General features: G+C 39.6%; 22 protein-coding genes and 2 tRNA genes. 4 read left to right on the top strand and 20 right to left on the bottom strand.

What is annotated here, in order from left to right:
- Positions 1-10 precede the first annotated feature (10 nt).
- From rbsA to DC083_RS03950, 3 genes are all read right to left on the bottom strand, one after another.
- Positions 11-1,546, bottom strand: coding sequence for a ribose ABC transporter ATP-binding protein RbsA (rbsA, locus tag DC083_RS03960; RefSeq protein ID WP_109188949.1), 1,536 nt, complete (start codon positions 1,544-1,546; stop codon positions 11-13).
- Between the two features lie 14 nt (positions 1,547-1,560).
- Complete coding sequence (gene rbsD / locus DC083_RS03955) at positions 1,561-1,983, bottom strand: D-ribose pyranase (protein WP_109188948.1); 423 nt, start codon at positions 1,981-1,983, stop codon at positions 1,561-1,563.
- 259 nt (positions 1,984-2,242) lie between these two features.
- Positions 2,243-2,968 carry a VIT1/CCC1 transporter family protein gene (locus DC083_RS03950; protein ID WP_109188947.1) on the bottom strand — a complete coding sequence of 242 codons (726 nt, stop codon included), beginning with the start codon at positions 2,966-2,968 and terminating at the stop codon, positions 2,243-2,245.
- 278 nt (positions 2,969-3,246) lie between these two features.
- On the opposite strand from DC083_RS03950, the gene DC083_RS03945 reads away from it, so the two are divergent.
- The gene (locus DC083_RS03945) at positions 3,247-3,906 is read left to right on the top strand and encodes a fumarylacetoacetate hydrolase family protein (RefSeq protein WP_109188946.1); all 660 of its coding nucleotides are present in this window, start codon (positions 3,247-3,249) and stop codon (positions 3,904-3,906) included.
- A gap of 107 nt (positions 3,907-4,013) precedes the next feature.
- Here DC083_RS03945 and DC083_RS03940 read toward each other — a convergent pair whose 3' ends face one another.
- The gene (locus tag DC083_RS03940) at positions 4,014-4,475 is read right to left on the bottom strand and encodes a peroxiredoxin (protein WP_109188945.1); all 462 of its coding nucleotides are present in this window, start codon (positions 4,473-4,475) and stop codon (positions 4,014-4,016) included.
- 208 nt (positions 4,476-4,683) lie between these two features.
- On the opposite strand from DC083_RS03940, the gene dprA reads away from it, so the two are divergent.
- Complete coding sequence (gene dprA / locus DC083_RS03935; protein ID WP_109188944.1) at positions 4,684-5,922, top strand: DNA-processing protein DprA; 1,239 nt, start codon at positions 4,684-4,686, stop codon at positions 5,920-5,922.
- Here the strand turns inward: dprA and DC083_RS03930 are convergent.
- Both DC083_RS03930 and DC083_RS03925 read right to left on the bottom strand, forming a co-directional pair.
- The gene (locus tag DC083_RS03930; RefSeq protein ID WP_109188943.1) at positions 5,882-6,616 is read right to left on the bottom strand and encodes a hypothetical protein; all 735 of its coding nucleotides are present in this window, start codon (positions 6,614-6,616) and stop codon (positions 5,882-5,884) included. The genes dprA and DC083_RS03930 overlap by 41 nt on opposite strands.
- A gap of 221 nt (positions 6,617-6,837) precedes the next feature.
- A complete protein-coding gene (locus DC083_RS03925) occupies positions 6,838-7,527 on the bottom strand; it encodes a Bax inhibitor-1 family protein (protein ID WP_109188942.1) in 690 nt (229 codons plus the stop codon).
- Between the two features lie 270 nt (positions 7,528-7,797).
- Between DC083_RS03925 and DC083_RS03920 the strand changes: the two genes are divergently transcribed.
- Complete coding sequence (locus tag DC083_RS03920) at positions 7,798-10,071, top strand: LPS-assembly protein LptD (RefSeq protein ID WP_157954885.1); 2,274 nt, start codon at positions 7,798-7,800, stop codon at positions 10,069-10,071.
- Between the two features lie 138 nt (positions 10,072-10,209).
- On the opposite strand, the gene DC083_RS03915 is transcribed toward DC083_RS03920, so the two are convergent.
- The 6 genes from DC083_RS03915 to DC083_RS03890 form a co-directional block, all read right to left on the bottom strand.
- Positions 10,210-10,605: a cytidine deaminase gene (locus tag DC083_RS03915; protein ID WP_109188977.1), complete on the bottom strand. Its 396-nt coding sequence runs from the start codon at positions 10,603-10,605 to the stop codon at positions 10,210-10,212.
- Positions 10,606-10,616: 11 nt separating this feature from the next.
- Positions 10,617-11,918 carry a nucleoside permease gene (locus DC083_RS03910; protein WP_109188976.1) on the bottom strand — a complete coding sequence of 434 codons (1,302 nt, stop codon included), beginning with the start codon at positions 11,916-11,918 and terminating at the stop codon, positions 10,617-10,619.
- A 4-nt stretch (positions 11,919-11,922) separates the two neighbouring features.
- The gene (gene deoD / locus DC083_RS03905; RefSeq protein WP_109188940.1) at positions 11,923-12,642 is read right to left on the bottom strand and encodes a purine-nucleoside phosphorylase; all 720 of its coding nucleotides are present in this window, start codon (positions 12,640-12,642) and stop codon (positions 11,923-11,925) included.
- 177 nt (positions 12,643-12,819) lie between these two features.
- Positions 12,820-14,121 (bottom strand): pyrimidine-nucleoside phosphorylase, encoded by a 1,302-nt coding sequence (locus tag DC083_RS03900; RefSeq protein ID WP_109188939.1) that lies wholly within the window; start codon positions 14,119-14,121, stop codon positions 12,820-12,822.
- Between the two features lie 266 nt (positions 14,122-14,387).
- A tRNA-Ile gene (locus DC083_RS03895) sits at positions 14,388-14,464 on the bottom strand.
- A 6-nt stretch (positions 14,465-14,470) separates the two neighbouring features.
- Positions 14,471-14,547, bottom strand: a tRNA-Val gene (locus DC083_RS03890).
- Positions 14,548-14,768: 221 nt separating this feature from the next.
- Here DC083_RS03890 and ftsY point away from each other — a divergent pair.
- Positions 14,769-16,430, top strand: a complete 1,662-nt coding sequence (gene ftsY, locus DC083_RS03885; protein ID WP_109188938.1) for a signal recognition particle-docking protein FtsY — start codon at positions 14,769-14,771, stop codon at positions 16,428-16,430.
- Positions 16,431-16,758: 328 nt separating this feature from the next.
- Here ftsY and DC083_RS03880 read toward each other — a convergent pair whose 3' ends face one another.
- The 8 genes from DC083_RS03880 to pilQ form a co-directional block, all read right to left on the bottom strand.
- Positions 16,759-18,195 carry a tetratricopeptide repeat protein gene (locus DC083_RS03880; RefSeq protein ID WP_109188937.1) on the bottom strand — a complete coding sequence of 479 codons (1,437 nt, stop codon included), beginning with the start codon at positions 18,193-18,195 and terminating at the stop codon, positions 16,759-16,761.
- A 141-nt stretch (positions 18,196-18,336) separates the two neighbouring features.
- Positions 18,337-18,936, bottom strand: coding sequence for a Maf family protein (locus DC083_RS03875; RefSeq protein WP_109188936.1), 600 nt, complete (start codon positions 18,934-18,936; stop codon positions 18,337-18,339).
- 146 nt (positions 18,937-19,082) lie between these two features.
- Entirely contained in the window at positions 19,083-19,454 is a 372-nt protein-coding gene (locus DC083_RS03870; protein WP_109188935.1) for an outer membrane protein assembly factor BamE, read from the bottom strand.
- Between the two features lie 56 nt (positions 19,455-19,510).
- Complete coding sequence (locus tag DC083_RS03865; protein WP_109188934.1) at positions 19,511-21,490, bottom strand: ATP-binding cassette domain-containing protein; 1,980 nt, start codon at positions 21,488-21,490, stop codon at positions 19,511-19,513.
- A 260-nt stretch (positions 21,491-21,750) separates the two neighbouring features.
- A complete protein-coding gene (locus DC083_RS03860; protein WP_109188933.1) occupies positions 21,751-22,740 on the bottom strand; it encodes an AAA family ATPase in 990 nt (329 codons plus the stop codon).
- Positions 22,741-23,817 carry a 3-dehydroquinate synthase gene (aroB, locus tag DC083_RS03855; protein ID WP_109188932.1) on the bottom strand — a complete coding sequence of 359 codons (1,077 nt, stop codon included), beginning with the start codon at positions 23,815-23,817 and terminating at the stop codon, positions 22,741-22,743.
- A complete protein-coding gene (gene aroK / locus DC083_RS03850; protein ID WP_109188931.1) occupies positions 23,814-24,368 on the bottom strand; it encodes a shikimate kinase AroK in 555 nt (184 codons plus the stop codon). The genes aroB and aroK overlap by 4 nt, the downstream gene beginning before the upstream one ends.
- A 172-nt stretch (positions 24,369-24,540) precedes the next feature.
- Positions 24,541-25,968: a type IV pilus secretin PilQ gene (gene pilQ / locus DC083_RS03845; protein WP_109188930.1), complete on the bottom strand. Its 1,428-nt coding sequence runs from the start codon at positions 25,966-25,968 to the stop codon at positions 24,541-24,543.
- Positions 25,969-26,038 lie beyond the last annotated feature (70 nt).

Here is a 26,038-nt window from a genome sequence, read left to right as displayed (position 1 = left end):
TTTCCTTGCATTATGCAATTCCTTCTACTTTACCTACTGCTGCGGCCATAATTTTCTCTTGAGTTGCTTCACTTCTTGCAAATTCGGCCGTCACACGTCCTTCGTGCATTACCATAATTCGATCACTCATCCCTAACACTTCCGGCATCTCTGATGAGACTAAAATCAAGCTTAAACCGCGGCTTTTGAACTCATTAATCAGTTGATAGATCTCTTTTTTAGCCCCTACATCCACGCCACGTGTCGGTTCATCTAAAATTAAGACTTTCGGATTAGTCATTAAGCCTTTTGCAATGGCAATCTTCTGCTGATTCCCCCCCGATAGAAGCCCAATATTCTGCTCTATATGGGGCGTTTTAATATTAAAGGTATCAATATAGGTTTTGACCGCTAACAGCTCTTCTTTGAGCCGTAAATTATTCGCTTTTCCTTGAAAAAGATTCAGGGAACTTAAGGTCATATTCTCTTTAACACTCATTGAGAGCACTAAGCCATCTCGTTTACGATCTTCGGAAATATAGACGATCCCCGCTTTTAAGGCATCCGCGGCTGAACGAATACGCACAGCTTTTCCTTCTAGCTCAACAATACCGGTACTTTTTGAATGCGCACCATAGATTGCGCGCATTAGCTCAGTTCTCCCTGACCCCATTAATCCTGATACACCGAGGATTTCCCCTCGTTTAAGCGTAAAGCTCACATCATTAATGCCAGCACCTTGTAGATGAGAAACCGATAAAACAGTCTCTCCAATCGGCGTTTCAATACGGGGATATTGATCCTCTAATTTACGGCCCACCATTAGCTCTATCAATCGATCTTCATTGAGTTCTGCCACCGGTTTTTCAGCAACAAATTGACCATCTCGAATCACCGTTACATCATCACAAATTTCAAAAATCTCTTTAAGACGATGCGAGATATAGACAATCCCACAACCAGTGGCTTTCAGCTCTCGAATAACCCGAAAAAGGGCTTCAGTTTCTGTATCCGTCAAGGCATCTGTAGGCTCATCCATAATGATCACGCGCGTCTCAAAACTAAGGACTTTAGCGATCTCCACCATTTGCTGTCCGCCAATTGATAATTCACCCACTAAAGTATCAGTGCTATAGGGGATACTGAGGCGTTTAAGCAATTTATCGGCCTCTTTGTGCATCTTTTTCCAATTGATACACCCTAAAGCATTGGTGAACTCCCGGCCTAAGAAGATATTCTCGGCGATAGAGAGTTCTGGAATGAGATTTAACTCTTGATGAATAATACCAATGCCGGCAATTTGGGAATCGCGAGGATTTTTAAAGGCAACTGGTTGACCCAGATAACGAATTTCACCGGCATCTTTACTATAGATCCCGGTTAATACTTTCATCAAAGTGGATTTACCTGCACCATTCTCCCCTAATAATGCCATCACCTTTCCGGCATAGACATTAAGACTTACACCATCTAGTGCTTTAACGCCGGGAAATGCCTTACTCACACCATCAATACTCAATAATGTCGTCCCGACTTCAATCCGATCTTTCTCAGTGACCTTGTTCATTAAAACACTGCTCATTAGAACACCACACCGGCTTCTAAAATAATATTGGCATAAGGGGAACATTCGCCGGTACGAATAATCGTTTTACAAGCAGGCTCGCCACTTTGCGCTTTGAGTGCTTCGTGAGTAATATAATCCACCATAATCGGCTTCTCTTCACTACTTTGTGTTTCCACCCACGCTAAAATTGCATTATGCAGATCAGGATTTTTAACCTTAATCTCATCTGCTAACAATATCGTCTCAATTTGCATCAATGGCCCTACGGCTTCTAGCGTCTCCATAAAGCTTGGGACACCTGCAACTAATGCCAAATCGATGCGCTCTGTTTGACTAGGAATAGGAAGCCCAGCATCACCAATCACAATACGATCTGTGTGCCCTAATTGGGCAAGTATGCGATGAATATCACTATTTAACAGCTTACTTTTAATCATAATGACCTCGTTCTAATATCAGAAACTATTATGCCACATCTTTCATAGCACTATACTACAGTGGCACATAATTACCCGATTAAGATCATTTTTCCCCATAAAATTTCCAATTACATCAATTGTTAGTATAGAGACTCTTTACAAAAAACCGCTCTAATTCTTACTTATTAGAGCGGTCGATCAATTCTTGTCGGCAAGAAAATCATTCAATCAAATTTCATTACTTATCGATTACTATTGTTATTTCTATATACAAAACCTATATATGCACAAACTGCCCTAAACCATAAGTCACAGCCATCGTTAACATCCCGACAATCACATTTCGGACCACCGCTTTTAATCGAGGTGCACCGCCTAACGCTGCGCTAATAAAGCCCGTTAATGCTAATGCCAAGGATACGGCCGCGAAAGTACCCCAAATTTTATAGAGTTCAGGCAAAAAGAGAATAAACAGTAATGGGATAATAGCACCACAAGAGAAAGAGATAATAGATGAAAAGGCAGCGCTCCAAGGATTTACATATTCTCCTAATGTAATATTGAGTTTCGCTTTAACACGAGCGGCGAGTGCATCCTCTTTCATCAATTCATTCGCCACTTGTTGCGATAACTCCGGCGAGAGCCCCCCATTTTGATAATATTCAGCCAATTCCGCCTCAGCTCCGGCAAAATCTTCTTTTAAACGCTTCTTCTCTTTCTCTACTTCGGATTTTTCCACATCTTTTTGAGTGCTGACCGAAGAGTATTCGCCACCCGCCATAGAAAATGCTCCGGCTAATAATCCCGCAAGCCCGGCAATCAACACCGTCATCATATTCGTGGTGGCACTTGCAACCCCAATGACTAATCCAGCAGTAGAAATAATCCCATCATTCGCCCCTAAAACACCGGCACGTAAGACATTCAATCGGTTCTCAATATCGCCACTCTTCTTTTTAGTCTTCTCTGCCGTATGTTGAACTTTGTCATTCTCTTGTGCCATTGTAATATCTCCGTCTTGATCTTATCTGATCCCAACTGTTCCCTGAACATTGATGTAAAAATGCTAAATTAACGGTCATTATAATAACATAATAATTATCTTAACTAGTGGAAATATATTATAAAAATAGAGAATGATTCTCAGTTACTTTTAAGGTTTAATCAAACTTATCAATAAGGTTCATTGAGACTTTGCGAAAAGCGGGTGTTCCTCTACAATGAGAGCAATCATTATTATTAAATGTCCCTATTTTTATTACAGATTCCCAGAGGTTTTCTATGACAACGCCCCATATTCTACTCAATCAAGCGATTAAACCGGTACAAAATATCTTCTGTATTGGTCGCAATTATGCCAAACATATTGCTGAACTCAATAATGCCACGCCGAGTGAACCACTTGTTTTCTTAAAACCAACATCATCACTCGCCCACTGCGATCAACCCATTCAGCTCCCGACCTTTTCTGAGGACATTCACTATGAAACTGAAATAGTGCTCTATATTAAAGAGAATTGTGATCAAATCTCCAAAGAGGAAGCGCTCTCCATTATTGGCGGTTATGGCATCGGTTTAGATCTTACGGCCCGGGATATTCAGAGCCAAATTAAAGCCAAAGGTGAGCCTTGGACGAAGTGTAAAGGCTTTAGAAATGCCGCAATTGTCTCGGATTTTGTAACGCCATCGGCCATTTCAAATGTCGATAATATCCACTTTAGTTTCAAACAAAATGGAATACTCAAACAACAAGGGGAGAGTGCGCTGATGCTCTACTCTATTGCGGATATTATTGTGTATCTTGTAGAGACTTATGGACTGACAGAAGGGGATCTAATCTATACCGGCACGCCGGAAGGTGTCGGTCAACTTGCGCCCGGCGATCAATTAGAGATGACTTTAGAATCAGCGATTCAGACAACGCTCACTATTGCAAAGTAACATCTTTCAAAGAATATCTACTTCACTGAAAGCCATCAACGGTCTGTTGATGGCTTTTCTAATCATTTAATCGTCTGATCATCTAATAGACTCATTAACTGATTACCTTATTTAAGTGTTGATAATGCTTCTAAAACTTCCGCTGCATGCCCTGCGACTTTTACCTTACGCCACTCTTTGAGAATATTACCCTTACGATCAAGAATAAAGGTACTGCGCTCAATACCGAAGCCTTTTTTGCCAAACATATTTTTCTCTTTAATCACATCAAGTGCTCGGCAAAGTGTTTCATCTGGGTCAGAGATAAGCGGAAATTGTAGATCAAATTTCTCTACAAAGCGCTGATGTGACGCAACGCTATCTCGAGAAGCACCCACGACTGAAGCGCCTTTTGCAGTAAATTGTGACAATAGCTGATTAAAGTCTTGCGCCTCATTACTGCAACCCGGCGTATTATCTTTTGGATAGAAATAGAGAACAATAAAATCAGAATCTAGTGCAGACAATGCTAATTCACTATTTTGTGTTGCGAATGTTTGATTCCAAATTGTTTGATCCACTTGTGCCATCTTTGAACTCCTTAGCCTATAGTTATGATTGATATTATTGAGAGATTAACCACGACTTGAAGATGTTTCGATATTACAGCAATCTTTTATCCAATATCATTCATTCAATTCGCTGGTGCTCTCAGATGATGCAATTCGTAATGGATACGACCTATCCATATCGCTCGATTGCCTTTTACTATAACATAGTTCAATCAAAGGATTTTGAATGTTACCGGCGTGGTTAACCCTCTATGCAACCCCCTATCTCGGCACTAAACGCTTACAGCAACTCTTACAATTCTTCCACTCTATTGAAGAGATTATCGCTGCGAATGATCACGCGTGGCGAGAAGCTGGTATGCCGGAAAATGTGATTAGCCATCGGGAACATATTAATCAGAGCATCATCGAGGAATCACTGCATTTTTCACAAATAGAGGGAAATGCCATTCTCCCGATTGATCATAATGATTATCCACCGCTTTTACGGGAAACCTATAATCCGCCGATGCTTCTTTTTGTTCGAGGTTCAGTAGAGATTCTCTCAAAACCGCAAATCGCTATTGTTGGTGCGCGAAAACCCACTCAAGAAGGTCTCTATAATAGCCAGCTTTTCGCGGCCGAGCTTGCTGACCTTGGACTCATTATTACAAGTGGACTTGCACTCGGCGTTGATCAGGCTGCACATCGGGCCACTATTCAGCAAAAGAAACCCACAATAGCGGTCTTAGGAACGGGCTTAAATAATATCTATCCCAAATCCCATCGGGGATTAAGCCACGAGATTATTGAGAAAGGGGGCGCGATTATCAGTGAGTATCCTCTCAATACAGCACCAGTTGCGCAGAATTTCCCTAGGCGAAATCGAATCATTGCCGGCCTCTCCTTAGCAACCCTCATTATCGAGGCAACTACACAATCTGGCTCTCTTATTACTGCCCGTATGAGTATGGAAGAGAATCGAGATGTCTTTGCCATCCCGGGATCTATTCATTCGCCACAATCACGAGGTTGTCATCAACTGATTCGGGAAGGTGCAGCTTTAGTAGAATCAACAGCAGATATCCGACAAGCGCTCTCCGGTTGGATTGATGAACCACAGGGTCAACAATCTTTAATACTTGATGATATAGAAGACCCCCCATTATCACGCCATTTTACTAGTCGAAACCGCTCTACAAGTACTCCAAATTCACAAAACTCACAAAAATCTATTACACCCAAAACAGCACCTAATGCTTCCCTTAATCACTCAACACAACCAATGTCGCCGAAAACTGTCCCCAAAGTTAAGGATGATCATCCTTATAAAACGATTTTTGATCTCTTGATTCAACCACAATCCATTAATCAACTCGTAGAAACATTGAAGCAACCCGCCTCAGAGATCACAACAGGCTTAATGATGCTTGAAATTGAGGGGCTTATTCAGAGCGCTCAAGGTTTTTATCAGCAGATTCGTTAGCATTTACCTTGAAATAATCTTGGTAGAGCTGATCACTATTTTTGAGCCACTCCGTTCTCGAAAAGCCTTTACGATAGATTCCATCAGCATCTAATAGAATTAGATCAATCCCTTGATTAAAAAATCCTGTCAAGCTTCGCGTTCGTAATAACTGCTCAATAAAAGGAACCTCAATATTATCAATAATACGAATTTGATGATTTTTCAGAATTATTTGCAACGGCGCGGGGATAGTCCCAATTACAGAAAAAGATTGCGATATATTGTAGCTGGCCATATTCTCAATCAGTTGTTGTAATCCCTCTTCATTCCCTTTATAAAAATAGAGAAGATGGGGCTGCCCAATAAGCTGATTGATCCCCTCAAGGTGATCTTCCTGATGCCATTCAAAATAAGGAATCGACCGATGCGGTTCTAATTGCGTATCTCGGGCAAAAACTAATCCGACACCCTGATCTAAATAATTCAAGAACTGCTCTAAACGACGATAAGCATCTTCAGCACTCATATTCCCAATCGTTTTTTGATAACGCAATCCACGCCAACTATCCGGCATCGAAACGCTACGGCGAGGGGGTCTTCCTTCTAGCTTACGCTTTAATACCTCACTCTCCACATAGAACTCTGTAAGTGGTGAGATATAGTGTTGCTCTAATCGATCCAATAGCTGCTTTTTTGCATTCTGATTGATCATAGAATTTCCCAATATTGATCCTTAATGTTAATTTTTGAATATCGTTCACTATACAGTTTATCTGCTAGGCTTACCCGTTAAGTCTATATTCATTTTTCATCTATTTTTTATAATCATACTATTTTCCAAGTTTGAATAGAAACAGAAAGAGCGCTACAAGAGCGCTCCTATTCTATTCATTTCTTAAAACGATATTACAGTTCATCGTCTTTTAGATATCATTAATCATTACTCGCTAAGATCAAACGAAGTAAGCTTGAGAAGATATTATAGAGCGCAATATAGATATCAAGCGCAACACTAATATAGTTATCTTCCCCACCACGTACAACACTGTTAATACGCCATAAGATAATCGCACCTGAGAATGGAATGATTAACATTGAGAGAATCAAGTTGATCATTGGCATTTTAAGGAACAAGAAGTTCAATGCAATCGTGATAATCATCACTAAACCTAATGCACCAACGTATTTGCCAATCGGTGAAAAGTCTTTAGTTTTATCACCACCAATTGCGGCTAATACGAGGAATAGACCGCCTGTGCCACCCGCTGCAATACCAATATATTGCCAAGCATTACTTTTAGTAAAGGCTAATGACAGAAGAGGCCCTAACATCATTCCCATTAAAAAGGTAAATACAAACATTAGGATTAAGCCCATCGTTGAGCGTTTATTCGCTTCGATCGCAAATGATAAGCCGTAAAAAGCCACCATAAAACCTACGAAAAATAGAATCGGGCTTGTGACCATTAAATTCAAAATAACATTCGTTTGTACAGAAATATATGCACCGATAATGGTCGGAATCAGTGAAAGTGCAACTAAAGTATAGGCTTGACGCAATACTTTGTTCATCCCCTGACGCTCAACACCATTATAGGTATTTGTTTGATAATAATTATTCATTGACTACTCCTAAGGGTTATTCAAATATCAGTTTAACTATAGCATCTCTCGATAATCGAACATAGCTTCCTCTGTAATGGCGATTAATATAAGAGATTTCAAGTGAAACAAAAATAGAGCTTACGCTTCGTATCGCCTATAATTATAACATCTTTACTGGAAAATTAATGCGCCTTTCAATTGAAATTATTGTGAAAAAGTGCGATTCTACTTCACAATTATACAATGATTGTAGATCTCCCTTCATTTATCGCAATGAGCATAACGACTGTGCCACAGAAAAATTATCTCTATTCAAAAATTACCATTGCACTGCTTTTAGGACTGCCATCACTCAGTCTAGCGGCACCTATTGCTTGTCAAATATCCCCTCTTGCGCAATATATCACTCAAGATCAACAAAAAAATAAAGATACTCTATATGCTTCCTCTGACAGTGGTTATATCACACCGACAGAGGGCAATATTAGTGGTAATGCACAAATCTATCTTGGTAATGATGAGTTAATGAGTGAGGGATTTCAATTAGATCGTATTCATAATGTTGTCACGTCTACCGGTAAAAATGTAATCTATGCAACGCCGACTGCGGTATTAGAGGGTAAAGAAGGTGTTCACTATATTGATGAAAGTGAAACAGTTTTTAAAAATGCAAGTTACTATATTCAAGGATTATCTCGAATTCAAGGCCGCGCAACACAGATAGATCACAAAGAGATACAACAAAACACCCTATTACAAGATGCGACTTATTCTACTTGTGCCGTTGATAATGAAATCTGGAAAGTAAAATCTCGGGATCTTGAAATTGACCATGCTGAAGGGCGTGCTATTGCTAAAAATGCGACCTTAGATATTTTAGGCTTACCCATTCTTTATACGCCATATATCTCCTTTCCTATTGATAATAAACGTCATAGCGGTTTCTTAACCCCTGAAATCTCTATCTCAAAATCAGATGGATTTACGCTCTTTGTCCCTTACTATTTCAACTTAGCCCCGAATATGGATGCGATATTAGCGCCCGGCGTAATTGCAAAACGAGGCGCTGCAGTAAAAGGGAATTTCCGCTATCTTAATAAATGGCAAGAGTTAGAATTGTCTGGCTTACTGCTCTTCAGCGATAAGCTATATGATAATAAAAATCGTTGGTCCTATAAATTTGATCAAAAACTCAACTTCAATAAAAATTTAACGGGTAAAATACTCTATCAGGATATTTCTGATGATAAATTCCAAGAAGATGTCAATGATCAAAGCGGATTATTGCGAGAGCTCACACTAGATCGAGAAGCAGTGCTCAACTATCGAACACCAAATTGGGTCGCTAAGATTCGTTTTCAAGAATTTGTCGTCACAGATCCTGAAATTATCCAATATTCCCCTTATGGTCGGGCACCACAATTACTCTTCCATGGTAATTGGGATCTAAAAGGCTTTGATGTTGGGCTTGATGCTGAGTTTTCACATTTTTTTACTAAAGATAATGATCATCTCAAGCAAAAACCTATCAAAAGTGCGAATCGTATCGATATTATGCCTTACATTAGCTATCGATTAGGTAATCCCTGGAGCTTCTTAGAGACTACTGCGCGCTTCAGATATACCCACTACAACTTAAATTATCGTGGTAATGAGGGCGAAGGTAAAGATACCTCTATCACAAGATCGCTCCCTATTCTAAGCGCACGCACAGGTTTAGTATTAGAAAAAGAGTTAGAACTCACACATCTCTTTGGCGGTGGTGATTTTATTCAAACCATAGAACCTGAGTTATTTTATCTCTATGCGCCTTATCGTAAACAGAGCAATATTCCTATTTTTGATACCTCGCCGACCTCGCTGAACTTTTTTAATCTCTTCAGCTATAACTCTTTTTATGGGGCAGATCGACAATCGAATGCAAATCAAGTGACTATGGCATTGACGACACGCCTATTCCATTCAAAAACTGGCGCTGAACGTTTTGTCTTTTCACTAGGTCAAACTCGCTACTTTACCCCACCACGTATAACAATTGGCGATGATCTAGAGCATAGCGATCTCAAAAAATCTGCTATCAATGCTAGAGCGGAAGTAACCATTATTCCGGGATTAAAAGTGGATAGTAACCTTCAGTGGTCACCTACTGATAAACGTATTTCTAATGCAACATTAAATCTGAAATATAATCCTGAAAGTCGAAAAATATTTAACATCAACTATCGGTATAACCGCTGGGGTAAAAATAATAAATCTGACTATATCGATACCTCTGGATTCTGGCAGTTAGACCAAAAATGGGCGGTTGCCGGCCGCTATAACTACTCGATTACTGAATCTAAAATGATTGAGAGCTTAGTCGGTGTTGAATATAAAGATTGCTGTGTCGCCACTCGAGTGGGTGCGCGTTACTATCGCGATAATGTGACCGATACTGAAAAACAATGGAAAGTCTATGTCGAATTTGAACTTGATAGTATTGGTAGTGTAGGTCAAAATAACCAAAAATTGTGGGAAGATAATATCTCTGGATTTACTGTACCTAAAGTACGTCGTTATTAATCCTTCAATATAGATATATTGGATAGAGATAGCAGATAACCATAACCTTTACACTATAAAGCCACTAGAGATTTTGAATATTTCTAGTGGCTTTTGAAGTTTCAGAGATCAATTGATAGATCTAACAGTTTATCAAGACTAATCTAAATCTTGAGGTGAAAAAGACCAAGGAAGTAGCTCCCCTACCGTTGTCTCTAAACGATCCTCTTTTAGATTAAGAAGCGTTACTGGCATCTCTTTACTACAGAACTCACTGATCACCTGCCGGCAAGCACCACATGGGGAGATCGGCCCCTCGGTATCACCTATCACCACAAGATGCTTAAATCGTCTATGCCCCTCAGAAACAGCTTTAAAAATCGCCGTTCTTTCAGCACAGTTAGTCAAACCATAAGAGGCATTTTCAACATTACAGCCTAGAATCACTTCGTTGTCTTCAGTGATTAATACAGCACCCACTTTAAATTTTGAGTAAGGAACATACGCATTTTGCATAGCGCTTACAGCTAAATCTTTTATCTTTTTCTCATCCATTTTCTGTTCCATTATTCACCTGCCTTTTGTAACATTGATAGTTCATCTTTTTTATTTTTAAACATAAAGAAAAAGACAATTGCTAATAACAATGCATAAGTCGCAAAGACAAACCAGATCGTAGACCAATCACGACTTACCAATTTTTCGACAAGCTCACCATGCTCATTCATCACCTGAGCATAAACACTATATTTATCGACCACAAAACCTGCGGCATAAGAACCGATAAAACCACCCACGCCATTCGTTAGCGTCATAAATAGGCCTTGAGCACTATTTCGAATATGAGGACTTGTCGCTTTTTCAATATAGATAGAACCTGAAATATTGAAGAAGTCAAAGGCACAACCATAAACAATCATCGATAGAATAATAAACATGGTTCCTACCATCGAAGGATCCCCTAATCCTAAGAAAAGGAAGCGGAAGAACCAAGCCATCATACTAATCAACATAATGTATTTGATACCAAAACGTTTTAAGAAAAAGGGTACCGATAGAATGAAAAAGACTTCAGAAATTTGAGATAAGGATACAATCAGTGTCGATTGCGTCACCATGAAGCTATTTTGATAAAGCTCTGACTCTGCAAATGATTTTAAGAATGGATCAGCCCAAGTATTACTAATCTGCAATACCGCCCCTAATAACATTGTAAAGATAAAAAAGGTCGCTAAACGATAATTCTTAAATAACACAAATGCATTGAGGCCAAGGCGCTCCACTAATGAAGGGTTTTGATTCTCACTCTTTGTAATTGCAATCTTAGGAATAATAAAAAAGACAACAACGGCCAAAAAGAAGGCTGCAGCCGAAGCAATATAAAATTGCCCCACACTTACACTTAAATTAGATAATGAAATTACCCACATAGCAGCGATAAAACCGATTGTTCCCCAGATACGAATGGGCGGGAATGCGATCACAGGGTCAAGCTTTTCTTGCTCAAAACAAGCGTAACAAATTGAGTAAGAGAGCGCGATTGTCGGCATATAGACAAAAAGATTGATCAACATAATAATGTAGAACAATAGATAACTCTCTGTTTGAGCTGCAGCGAAGAGTGTCACACCCCCCACTAAATGGCACAAAATAAAGAGATAATTTGCCGGAATCCATTTATCTGAAATAATTCCCATAATGCTCGGCGCAAAGATAGAAGCTATCCCCATCGCTGCATAGATACTCCCAATTTGGACTCCATTAAATCCTAAGGTTGCGCCCATATAAGAGCCTGCTGTAATCAGCCATGAGCCCCAAATAAAGAATTGTAAGAACTGTAATATTTTTAATTTCAAACTTAAACTCATAACATTATTCTCCGGCACCTAATAAAACAGAATCTAAAGCAACCGTAATCATCTCATTAAAACTTGTTTGTCGCTCTTCTGAGCTTAATGCAATCCCTTTACGGATATGATCTGAAACAGTGCAAATCGTCAATGCTTTTGCCCCAAATTCAGCTGCAACGCCATAAATCCCAGCAGCTTCCATCTCAACACCTAAAATATTGTACTTTTCCATCACATCAAACATCTCCGCATCAGGAGAATAGAAGAGATCAGCAGAAAAGAGATTACCTACTTTTACCGGTACATTATTTTGCTTGGCCGCCATCACAGCATGATGTACCAAATCATAATCTGCAATTGCTGCAAAATCATGATCCTTAAAGCGAATCCGATTCACCTTAGAATCTGTACAAGCACCCATACCAATAACAATATCTCGAACATTGATATCAGGGCTCACAGCCCCACAAGATCCCACACGAATAATATTTTTTACACCATAAAACTTAATTAACTCTGTCGCGTAAATAGAACAAGAAGGTATCCCCATTCCATGCCCCATTACCGAGATCTTCATTCCTTTATAAAAACCCGTATATCCTAACATACCTCGAACATTAGTGACTTCAATCGCATCATCTAGGAAATTCTCAGCAATATATTTTGCTCGTAGAGGGTCTCCCGGCATCAAAACAGTTTCAGCAAAAGCATTATCAGGGGCATTAATATGTGGGGTTGCCATCATAGACTCCTTACTTATAAATTTAATGGTGTTAATGGGTGCCTCTATTTTTGGCAATTGAAACAAGGACAATAACCATCATGAGAGGGATTTGAAAAATAGAGGGCTGATTATTGATCAATAAAATCCATAAAATCAATACAATTAATATAATCAACCCCGATAATTGTGAATCGATTACTCAGTAATAATGGTATAGATTAACTGCGGCTCAGTGGCTTGATCGCTAATGGTAATATTGTTGTAAAGTCGCTCTTTAATCGCTTCTACATCTGATTGATTAGCATGAATCGTCAGCAATGATTCCCCTGCCTCAACCCGATCCCCAACTTTTTTATGTAGCACCAAACCTACTGCAGGATCAACATTATCCTCTTTCTTCGCACGCCCTGCACCTAACATCATCGCGGCAATACCGACTTCATCGGCTACAATATTAGAGACATAACCTGATGTTTTCGCTGGTAATTCAATCTGATATTTCGCTGTTGGTAATTTCTCAGGATGATCGACAACAGAATCATCACCACCTTGATTGCGAAGCATGACCTTAAATTTCTCAATCGCTTGACCATTACGCATCACTTCTTCAAGCATACCACGCGCTTCTTCTAAGCTCCCCGCTTTTCCTGCAAGCACAACCATTTGGCTACCTAATACTAATACCAACTCATGCAGATCTTTGGGTCCTTCTCCTTTGAGCGTATCAATCGCCTCTTTCACTTCCAGAGCATTGCCAATGGCATATCCAAGTGGCTGCGACATATCTGAGATAATCGCCATTGTTTGACGATTCACTTTATTGCCAATTTGTACCATTGCATGGGCAAGTGCTTCGGCATCTTCTAGGCTCTTCATGAATGCGCCGGCACCTGTTTTGACATCAAGCACAATCGCATCACTTCCGGCAGCAATTTTTTTACTCATAATGGAGCTTGCAATTAATGGAATAGAATTGACAGTTCCCGTCACATCACGAAGTGCATAAATCTTCTTATCCGCCGGCGTTAAATTCCCTGTTTGTCCAATCACCGCAACTTTATCATCATTCACTAAGCGAATAAAATCAGCCTTTTCAATCTCGGTTTGAAAGCCTGCAATCGCATCAAGTTTATCCGTTGTACCACCTGTATGCCCAAGCCCGCGCCCCGACATCTTTGCAACTGGCACATCTAATGCAGCAACTAAAGGTGCTAATACTAAAGTTGTCGTATCACCAACACCACCAGTAGAATGTTTATCTACTTTGATTCCTTCAATAGCGGATAAATCGAGTACGTCCCCAGAATTCACCATTGCCATCGTCAAATCGGCCCGCTCTTGATCATTCATATCCTGAAAATAGATCGCCATCGCCAGCGCACTCATCTGATAATCGGGAATCTCCCCATTAGTATAGCCTTGAATTACAAAATCAATCTCTTCTTTTGTCAAAGCATGCCCATCTCTTTTCTTAGAGATAATATCAACCATTCGCATAATTACATTCCTTATAATAAATTAGAACAATACTAATAAAAGATGATCTTATTATACTTAAAGACTAATATGGTTAATATTGTAATCTTTTTTAATTTAAAGCAAATTTATATTAGAATTTACTATTATTAGGATTATTTTTACTGTAAAGCACATGAACTGTATGTGTTACTAAATGCGCATTGAATAGATCCCGTCAAATTTCCCGTCACTTTTATTTTAAACAACAAAAAACCCCGCAATAATGCGGGGTTTTGGCCTTTAGTTGGTGGGCCTTGCTGGTCTCGAACCAGCGACCGCTCGATTATGAGTCGAGAGCTCTAACCAACTGAGCTAAAGGCCCTGAATATGGTAGGCATAATTGGATTCGAACCAACGACCTCCACCATGTCAAGGTGGCGCTCTAACCAACTGAGCTATATGCCTCTAATCAAGAATCAGTATATTGCCCGATTCTTGATATTTTGACAAGTACTTTTTTTATTTTGTTTAGCAATTAGACATATTCCTGCAAAATTACGGAAAAAGAAGGATCTAAATAGCGTGAACAAGGCAATTTTAGTAATAAACTGCTAAAATAGAGGCCATTAATTACCTATAACAATGAATTATCTTAATTCTCCCTTTTAAACAGAGACTTGAATAATATGGCAGAAAAAAAACCAGGCTTTTTTAGTCGCTTATTTGGTGGCAAAAAACAGAAAGAAGTAGAAAAAGAGATCGCACCGGTCACACAATCTTCAGATGAACCCATCATTGAAGAGGCAACAGAAAGAGCTCCAGAAAAACAGGATCAAAAAAACGTTCTTGAAACAGAAACTGTTGACCCAGAAACATCAACGACTGTTGAAGTAATTGATACCGTTGCCGAAGGGATTATCACAGAAGCAAAAGAAAATCTTGAACCTCATCGTCATACAGAGGAAGATACAACAAGCGATTCTGATGATGCACCAATCAAGGCACAACATGGGTTTATCGAAGAGATTGCTGAAGCTGCCAAGGCCGAGATAAAAGCGCACGATGTCCATGAAGCTGTTGAGTCACAAGCGGATGTAGTTAATGCTCCTGAAAAAATAGAAATAGACAATCGCATTGAAGTGGCGGACCCTGAAGTCATCGTAAATGATACAGCGCTCAATGATGATATAGCTGAAACAATAACCAATAAAGAGGTTCAAAAGACTTCTGAAACATCTATCCCTGTAGATCTAGATTTGCAAGATAACGACAATGCTGAACTTGATACCCAAAAGGTTACCGATGAAGCGGAAGAAGTTGAAGCATTAGTAGAACCTGCGGTTATAGAGGTTGAGACAACCGAGGTTGAAACATCCCCCATTCCTGAATCCCATCAAACTGCAGAGCGTCCCGCGAAGAAACCCGGATTTTTTGCCCGTCTCAGTCAAAAGCTCAGTAAAACACGCAATAGCCTCACAGAGGGACTTGCCGATCTCTTTTTGGGTAAAAAAGAGATCAATGAAGAGATTCTTGAAGAGCTCGAAACTCGCCTATTAATGGCCGATGTGGGAATCAATGTCACCACGCAACTATTAGATCAGATTAGAGATTCTGTATCCCGCAAATCACTATCAAATGTGGATGAACTTTTTGCAGCACTTAAAGTACAGATGAAAGAGATTCTTGCACCGGTTTCTAAACCGCTGGTAATTGATACCTCTCATAAACCCTATGTATTACTGATGATCGGCGTAAATGGCGTAGGGAAAACCACAACTATCGGTAAACTCGCTAAGAAATTCCAAAATGAGGGCAAATCTGTGATGTTAGCCGCCGGCGATACTTTTAGAGCCGCCGCCGTGGAACAATTAGAGATTTGGGGTGAACGGAACCATATTCCGGTTGTTTCGCAAAAAGAGGGGGCAGACCCTGCTTCTGTGATCTTTGATGCAATGGAATCGGCCAAAGCGAAAAAAGTAGATATTCTAATTGCTGATACTGCCGGTCGACTACATACAGATTCAGGATTGATGCAAGAATTAGCCAAGATTAATCGTGTAATCAAACGCCATGATGAGAGCGCTCCTCATGAAGTGATGCTTGTTGTCGATGCATCTACAGGGCAAAACGCGCTCAATCAAGCAAGACAATTTAATGCCACAATTCCTCTTTCTGGCATTACCTTTACAAAATTAGATGGAACAGCGAAAGGTGGTATTATTTTCGCTATTGCCGAAGAATTGAAGATTCCTATCCGCTTTATCGGTGTGGGGGAAACGATTGATGATCTTCGCCCATTTAATGCCGAAGAGTTTGTCGATGCACTGATTGGTGAACCGGATGCTTAAATAGCTAACAAGTAATCCAATAAAAAGGGATCGGTTGTCATATCCGATCCCTTTTCTATTTAACTCTTCTATAACCTTTCTGCTTAGATTTTCTAAGCTAACAATATATCGCTTATTCTCACTAGTGAAGCAAAATATAGTAAATTTGGTTTAAGAAAAATGTTTTTTAAGTAGTAAGTGGGGTTTTAAAAAACATAAAATCTGACTCCCCAACACTTGCAAGATGCCGGATAGAACAGCTTTCGCACTTCTTACAACTGATGCACCGGCATTTTAATAAGCTTATTTTGAACCGATTTCACTATATATTGCGAGCAAAACACATCATCTAGAAATCAAAATTGAAACTATCATAATTAGGTTGTGCTCCTACATTAGGGGATTGCGTAGATTGCATCTGTTCAACTAATTGTTGCAATTGCAATAGGGATGAGTGGTTTGGTTGTACTGCTAAGCCCAATGCAACATACTGTGCCGCAACATCATAAGTGCCATAATTATAGGCATCTCTTGCACTTGCGTAGTAAACATTGGCAATATTCGCAATACCTTGCTGTGCTTGCGCATTATTCGGATCAATCGCTAAAGCCGATTGGTAATAGTGATAAGCATCATCCTGATTTACTCCTACATAAATACCCTGCTCGTAGGCGATATCCCCTTGTAGTAGAAAACCATCTACCAGCGCTAAATCTTCTGCCGAAAGCCCTGCGGCATTATGATCTACAGATAAAAGTTCTAAACCTACACTACCACTATTCGTCTCAACACTCTCTTCACTCACTACAACTTCTTCCGAGCCATCTGTATTACTCGCTAACTCGACTTTAGTGACTTTTGCATCTTGAGTTGTATCTAATACTGGGCGCTCTTGTAAAATCTCTAGATCTTCTGTTCTCGTCACTTTAGGTACATAAATATATTGCTGACGAACCTCTTCAGGAATAGCAGGATTTAATGCTGCCATCGCGCCAGAATCTTCGTTTCCAATCACAACATATTTCGGCACATCACCTTCATACAACGGTTTATCGCCTAACATAAAATAAGCAAATACTGCTAAAGCACTAAATATTAAAAATGCTACAAATAGACTAAATCCTTGAAACCAGCCCATACCTAATTTACTCCCTCTCTGTTTTTTGACCGGTGGCTTATCCTGTGCGGTCACTTCATTCTCTTCTTCTCCACCTTGAGTCGGATTTTCTACAGAATCTCCGAGCATCGCCAAAGGTTCCGCCGGCACCGCGACTTGATCTGCCACTGCTGAAAAATGATCTTCTGAAAAGCTTTGAGTCTCCCGTAACTGAGGTTCTCTACGAACATCCTCTTGTTCAGTCATTAACTTAGGCTCCGCATGCATTGCCGGAATGGTATCAATAGCCTTTTGCAACAATTCCTGATCGTCCGTTACCGTAAATTGTTCCGCTGTCCTTTCTGCAGGCGATGTTTCTTGCGTTGCATCTTCGATAGAGAATTCTAAAGCACTCGATGCATCTAAATGTTCAGGTTCAAAAGTTACATCGTTGTAGAGATGTCGAGTATTTCTACTCTCAGCTTGAGAAGGGGCTAAATGCTCAGCATCATCCTTGTTAAAAGATTCCGTTGTAATAGATTCGTCAGATATTTCCGGTTCATTCAAATTGATTGTCGGCGCTGATTGATCGGCAATAATCGACTCATTGCCGAGAGTTGTATCTAGCATTTGCGCACAATCATTCGCATCCTGCGTATCTGAAAGTGTTGTTTTACTATCTGGCTTCATACTATCCATTTTATTCAATTTATCGTCCAATATGGAATTCAATATTCGTACTCTATAATTTACGTTACATACTCAATCTGAATGACTAAATATCTCATATATTAAGGGGATATTCAGTATATTTGAGAGAAATTTATTGCCCTAAATATAATGATCAAATACTTCTAAAGCTTCCCTCAGTTCAAAGAGTGGTAATCCCATCACGCCTGAATAGCTTCCTTTAATCGATTGAATATAGCCTGCCATCTTTCCTTGAATTGCATAGCCACCTGCCTTATCTGCGGGTTCCCCGCTCTGCCAATACGCTCGCACAAATTGTTCCGGCAATAGTGAGAATTGTACCGCTGTTTCGCTCAACATAGTGACAAATTTCTCTTCCCCATCCACTTTCCCTACCAATGTTAAAGCGGTAAAAACCTGGTGAGTTCTATTAGAGAGTTTTTTCATCATCTGCAAATAATCTTGAAGATCTTTAGGCTTCCCAATAATCTCACCATCGACACTTAATGTTGTATCTGCGGTAAGTAGAATCTCCCGCTCACTGACACAAATCTCACTATTCGCTAGCGCCATCAATGCTTTCTTCTCAGAGATCTCTTTTGCATAGACTTCTGGTAATATCGGTTGCACAATCGACTCATCGACTTCAACATCGATCACTTGATAATGAAGCCCTAACTGGGTCAATAATTCTCTTCTTCGAGGTGAACGAGAAGCTAACAATATCTTTAAATGTTGCATGACTTATGGGGATCCTCCGTTATATCTAGCCCTGTCGAATACTACTCATATCCGACAATCACTATTCATAAAAAATGATCTATCTCATAAAGCGACATTATAGTCTTACTTTATCAGATAAATCATATTGCTAATGTAGGATCAAATTAACCTTCTTGAACAGCGTCAGCATCTACCGCTGAATATTGTTCAGGGGTGATGTCACCATCATAATAGAGATATTTACCATTTTGATCAAAATGCAAGCGAAGTCTTTGTAGCTGTTTAATGTCGCCCTCTGAATTTGAATGGTAAAACGTGTAATACCAAGTAGAAGGGTCATACACATCACGTACTAACGGCGTACCTAATAAGAGCTGAACATCTGCCTTGCTCATTCCAGGTTTCAGATTCTCAAGACGTTGTGCTTCAATATAGTTACCTTGATATACATCGACACGATGTAATGAGAACTTAGAGCACCCTACTGCTAAGAGCGAAACCATTGTTAACAGCAGGAAATATTTCATTTTTTTCATTTTAATCTTTCTCCTAGAAGAATAGAGGTCAATGATACCCTTTTTCGTGAAAAATTCTATTCATTATTTTCAAGTTCTAACCAACGTTCATACTTTTGCTCAAGAAGCTGATTTTGTGTTGCTAGTTCTGTGAGCTTTTCAGTCTGAAATTGATGATTTTCTTGATAAAAAGAATTAGATTGCACTAATTTCTCTAATTCTTCAATAGTTTGTTCTATCTCTGCAATCTCATTGGGTAAAGATTCAAGCTCTCGCGTCTCTTTATAACTTAATTTACGCTTTGCTTTCCCTGCTGATGCTTTTATATTATTCGTCTGGCTCGCTGTATTATCTATATTAGCGTTATTTGACTTTGATGATTGAGGTGAATTTTTATGCTCCTCAACACGCTTTCCATCATTTCCTTTGCCTTTCGCTTCCTTCTCTTTCGCTTGTTGTGCTTTTTCTTGTGCGATAACACGCGCTTGCCAGTCACTGTAACCGCCAATATACTCCTCAATACGTCCTTCGCCCTCAAACACCAGAACAGAAGTCACAACGCTATCTAAAAATGCACGATCATGGGAAATAAGTAACAGAGTGCCATCATAATTCGCGACTAACTCTTCGAGTAATTCTAATGTCTCAATATCAAGATCATTCGTCGGCTCATCCATCACAAGAAAGTTAAATGGTTTTGCAAAAAGCTTCGCTAATAATAGACGATTACGCTCCCCCCCTGAAAGCGAGTTTACAGGACTACGAGCTCGCTCCGGCGTAAACATAAAGTCTTGTAACCAACTGATCACATGGCGTTTTTTACCATTAATTTCGATAAAATCACTACCTTCACCCACGTTATCAACCACTGTCGCATCAAGATCCAATTTTGCTCGTAATTGATCAAAGTAAGCGATCTCTAATTGGGTTCCTTGCTCAACAAGCCCGCTATCAGGAATAATATCGCCTAACAAAAGCTTCACTAACGTCGATTTACCCGCACCATTTGGTCCAATAATCCCGACTTTATCGCCACGCATTAAGGTAAAGTTGAAATTTTTAATGAGCGTTTTTTTGCCTAATGTGAGATAAACATCTTCCGCTAATATCACCCGCTTACCCGACTTTTTCGCTTCTTCATGATGTAAAGTAGCCTTTCCTTGACGATCTAAGCGCTCTTTTCGCTCTTCACGCATCGCCTTTAAAGCACGTACACGCCCTTCATTACGCGTTCTGCGCGCTTTGATTCCTTGACGGATCCACACTTCTTCCTCAGCGAGTTTTTTATCAAAAAGTGCACGTTCCATCTCTTCATTATGTAGCTCAATCGCTTTAAACTTCTGATAATCGCTATATGAACCAGGGTATTCTGTTAGATGACCACGATCTAACTCAATAATCTTCGTGGCAATTTTATCTAAGAAGTGACGATCATGAGATACAAAGAGAAGCGCACCTTGATAGAGTTCGATCAACATCTTCTCAAGCCATTCAATCATCTCAATATCAAGGTGATTAGTCGGCTCATCAAGCAAAATAAGATCAGGATCACTCACCAATACTTTCGCAAGCAGCACTCGACGAATCCAACCGCCCGATAATGCTGACATCTGTTTTTCACCATCTAACTCTAAACGGGTCAAAATCTCTGAAATCCGCTGATCAATTGTCCAAGCATTCAGACGATCTAACTCTTGTTGTAAACGCCCTAGAGCATCTAAATCAACATTTTCACCTGCTTCAATTAACTGATGATATTGCTGTAATTTCTCACCGACATTACTCAAGCCGCTGGTCACAACTTCGTAAACAGTTTCATTTAAATTTTCAGGAATTTCTTGATTTAATTTCGCAATTTTAAGATCACTATTATGGATAATCTCACCATCATCCGGCACAACTTCCTTAGCAACCACTCGAAGAAGCGATGATTTCCCCTCTCCATTTCGTCCGACTAAACAGACGCGCTCTCCTTTAGAAATAGCAAAATTAACCTCTTTCAGTAGAGGTCTTGCGCCATAAGAGAGAGAGATATCTTGTAAACGAAGTAAAACCATACTATTCCTTAATAAATTTGTGAGATAACGCACTATCTATAGGTTAAATACACTAAACGCCCACGTTTCTCAATATTTTTAAATCTTTTAAATCCTGGTGCGTCAACGCGATAATAACAATATGGATAATATTACTAAGAATAAGGATTAAAATATATAACTTCAGCATAAATAGCGCTAATATTCTGCAGTAAACCTCATTGCCCTAAGATCACTACGGTAATCAATTAAAAACACTATCAATATTCAGGATATTAGAGCTATTTTACAATCTCATTCGAAGAGGCATCACTATTAGAAGTACCAGAATTTTCCATAGATCCACTCTGGATAATGATGATGCCACTATAACGATCATCATCGCGATTTTCAGCTCTCTCGAAAGCTTCGATCGCCACTTGTTCATAATAAGGGGTCAGTGCCGAACGCCCTGTTTCAGCCATAGTAATAGGCGGTGGCAATAGATCATCAAAACCTAGTACTTCTAACAATTCATTTTGATTACGGATACCAAAAATTGTCACAACAAGTAGCAAAATCAGCGCAATAATCGTGATAATATGCCGGCGCTTAATCTTAAAATACGGCTCAAAATCAGGCGCAATCAATCGCACAACGCGCCCCGGATAACCATATGAAAATGCGTGCAATTGGCGCAATTTAGCCATAGAGTAATCATGGGTTTTACCATAATATTGATAAACATGCGTCAATAGATCTCGTACCTGCATTAAGTTCACAGGCCCTAACGTATAACTATTAGAATGACGCAAAATCTCTTTAGAGAAGATATCTTGATTATTGAGATCCATAAAGAGCACAAGTACAAGATCAGGATGTCGATTAATACGGTTAATACGCTCTTTGGTGCGATAGAGAAAAGCCAACTCCTCATTTGAGAGGCAATCAGCACCATCCACTAATAGCACCATCTTCAACCCTGTTGGCGGCACTTCCTCTAACCGCGCAAGGATCTCCTGCTCATCTTCACTACAACCTAGAATATCTGAGATTTGTCGATAAAAACCCTTATCACAAGCGGTAATACTACGCGCAACAATATGGTCATGTTGCTGTAGACGTTCAGCTAGCTCCATCATAAAGCGTGTTTTACCACAACCTGAAGGGCCAAAGACAGAGTAAAAATCTCCTCTATTGGAACTAATGTGATATTCAATTTTCTGCAAAATCTCTTCAGTAGGTCCTAATGGAAGCCAAGGAAGATTATGCAAAAGCTCTAATTTACGCATCTATGGTGTACCAAATTCTATTGCTTCAATAATATAAGCTTCCGGAATATCATCCGTAATGACTGCTTTACCCACTGATTCAAATAAGACAAACCGAATTTTATTTGTGGTATTTTTCTTATCTAAGCGCATCGCATTTAAAAATGCCTGGGTATCAAATGCGACAGGGGCTTCACAAGGTAGACCAAAAAGGTGAAGTAGCGACGTGATATAGAGCTGATCTTTCTTATCAATCAATCCCATGCGACAAGAGAGATAACCTGCCATATTAATCCCAATTGCAACGGCTTCGCCATGTAATATCCCTTGATACTTCATCAATTTTTCAATCGCATGCCCAAAAGTATGCCCCAGATTTAAAGTTGCTCGAATACCAGATTCCCGTTCATCTTGATCGACAATCCCTTTTTTGTAAGAGCAGGAACGATGGATCATCTCTGCAAGCGTTTCACTCTCTTTTCCTAAAATCTCTTCATAATGTAATCGCATCCATTCTAGGAAATCTGCATCCTGAATAAAACCATACTTCAGCACTTCAGCTAACCCGCTGATATACTCCCGTTGTGGCAACGTTTTGAGTAACGAAAGATCAATCAGCACTCTTTTAGGTTGATAAAAGGTTCCAATCATATTCTTACCAAGCGGATGATTGACCGCCGTTTTACCGCCTACTGAACTATCCACTTGCGCTAATAAAGTTGTGGGAATTTGTACAAAATCGATTCCGCGCTGATAAGTGCTCGCAACAAACCCTGCTAAATCGCCAATAACACCGCCACCAAAGGCAATTAAAAGGGATTTACGATTAAATTCTAATTCTAATAATCGTGTATGAACTTCGGCAAAGGATTGCAGATTTTTATAGCGCTCACCATCCTCGATAATCACAACCCGATCACGATCACCATCCACTAAAGAGAGAATGCGATCTGAATGAAGCGCATAAATGGTTGTATTAGTTAATACTAGGCGTTGTTCATAGGGAAATTCTTCTGCAAAACGAATAGATGCCAAAAGATTACGATCAATATCGATATTGTATGAACGATCTGCTAAATCAACGGTTAAACTCTTCATTTGCTATTTCCTATCAACCATTCTGGGTGCGCTGTTTTTTTCTCAAGAATGCTCTCTATAATACCACCAACGACTATCTTCGGGGGGATATTGTCCGAATAAATTATATAATCTGCAATCTCTCTGTAAAGAGGATCTCGCAGATCATACAATTGTTGTAATACCGACTGTGGGTCTTCCTGTTTTAAAAGCGGGCGCTGTTGATCAAAGCGCACTCGCTCAAACTGTGTTTCAGGGGATACATTAAGATAGAATACAAGGCTATTTTCACTCAGTTTCTGACGATTTTCAAGGCGAAGTACCGCTCCCCCACCAGTTGCTAATACAATCTTCTCTTTACTACAGAGCTCTTCGATTGCCCGACTTTCTCGCTCGCGAAACCCCTCTTCCCCTTCCATTTCAAAAATATAAGGGATATTAACCCCCGTACTCGCTTCAACATGATGATCACTATCCACAAACTCATATCCTAATGTTTGTGCTAATAGCTTCCCTATTGTTGATTTACCCGAACCCATCGGCCCTATTAAGTAGATATTACACTCACACATATTATTCTAGTCATCCCCACAATATCATTATTATTATAATCGACTATCATCTATTATCATTATTACACAATATACAACAATAAAATTGATATAGTTGAATCTATATCATCAATTGATCGTATATTGATGAATATTTATGAATAAATGAATTTAAAATCAGATTGATCTGATTTTAGGGCATCAGTGTATCAACAATTTTGGGGCTAATAAATATCAAGAGCTCTGCTTTTCGCCGGCGACTCGTCTCTTTTTTAAACATATTACCAATAAAGGGCAATCCACTTAAAAAAGGTACCGATTCAACACCGGTCACATTTTCATATTCATAAATTCCCCCTAACACCACCGTTTCTCCATGCCCGACAGTTGCTTGTGTTTTCAGCTCTTTTTTACCAATAATCGGCTCTCCTTTACTTTCATAGCCTATAATCTCATCTTTTGAGATAAAAATATCGATTAAGATTTTCCCTGTCGGCGTAATATGTGGTTTGACGTTGAGCTCCATTACCGCTTCTTTAAACTCAGTATTCGTCCCCTCATTAGAGCTTGTAGAATAGGCTACTTCTGCACCTTGCTTGATATAAGCAGGTTTTCGACTCGTCGTTAGCACAATGGGATTAGAAATAATCTCGCCCCGCCCTTCCGATTGCATTGCCGATAATTCTAATCCTAAATTTAACCCCTTCCCTAAAATCATATAGGCCATTGAGAAATTGGGATCTTTTACACCTAATGAGGTTAATGAACCTACATTTCCGCCAAAATTCCCCCCATTGGTAATATTACCGCCTATCGAATAATCCCCTTTGGCATAATTTAGCCCCCAATTGACCCCAAGCTCTTTAGCAAAATCATCAAAAGCCGCAACGATATAAGCGGAAATCTCTACCTGCTTCGCGGGGCGATCAAGCGCTTGAATGACTCGCTTCATCTTCTCTAACTTACCGGCTTGATCTGTAATCACTAACTGATTTAAACGATGATCTGCCCCAATAGATCCTTGGTAACTTTTAGGCACGCCACCATCAAAGAGATGACTTTCCAATACCGGCAATAGCTCTTCTGCTTCCGCGTAATGTAAAGTAATCACTTCTGTACGTAATCCTCCTTGTGCAAGGCGCTCATATTCTGGCTCATTCATAATAAAGAGCAGATCTCCTTTCTGATATTTTCGCAAATTTGCGTAGAGTAAAATAGCTTCTAAGATCTCATCAAGCGTCATCTGATCAAGACTTAAAGTAATATTCTGCTCCGCCGATGGATGCACCATAATATTTCGCCCACTCTCTTGCGCTAATAGGTTGAGAAGATAGGAAAGACTGACATTATGAAATGTTAGACTCATCCTGCCGGCGTTATCCGTCTGCAATTGATTTTGAGGGATTTTAAGCTCTGGGTTTACTATCGACTCATTCTGCGATCGACTCTCTAGTTGCAATGCCGGAAGATCCTCAGATTGAGCCCAAACCACAACCGGCAATGTTAAGAGAGAGATAGACAATAATCTTGTTATAAACTGTTTCTGCTTTAATCGTACAGTCTCTATTGATAAACCTAATACAAGTAAAATGACCCATAAGGGTAAGATAAAATGCACCATCTCTTATCTCTCTCTTTGATATGTAATATTTTTTTGTGATCAATGTGTCAACAGCACATCATCAATACGG

Origin of the sequence: Ignatzschineria ureiclastica, from assembly GCF_003121845.1 — a bacterium.
Taxonomy (GTDB): Bacteria; Pseudomonadota; Gammaproteobacteria; order Cardiobacteriales; family Wohlfahrtiimonadaceae; genus Ignatzschineria; species Ignatzschineria ureiclastica.
The sequence above is the reverse complement of the archived record's forward strand: the minus strand, read 5'-3'. Positions and strand labels throughout refer to the sequence as shown.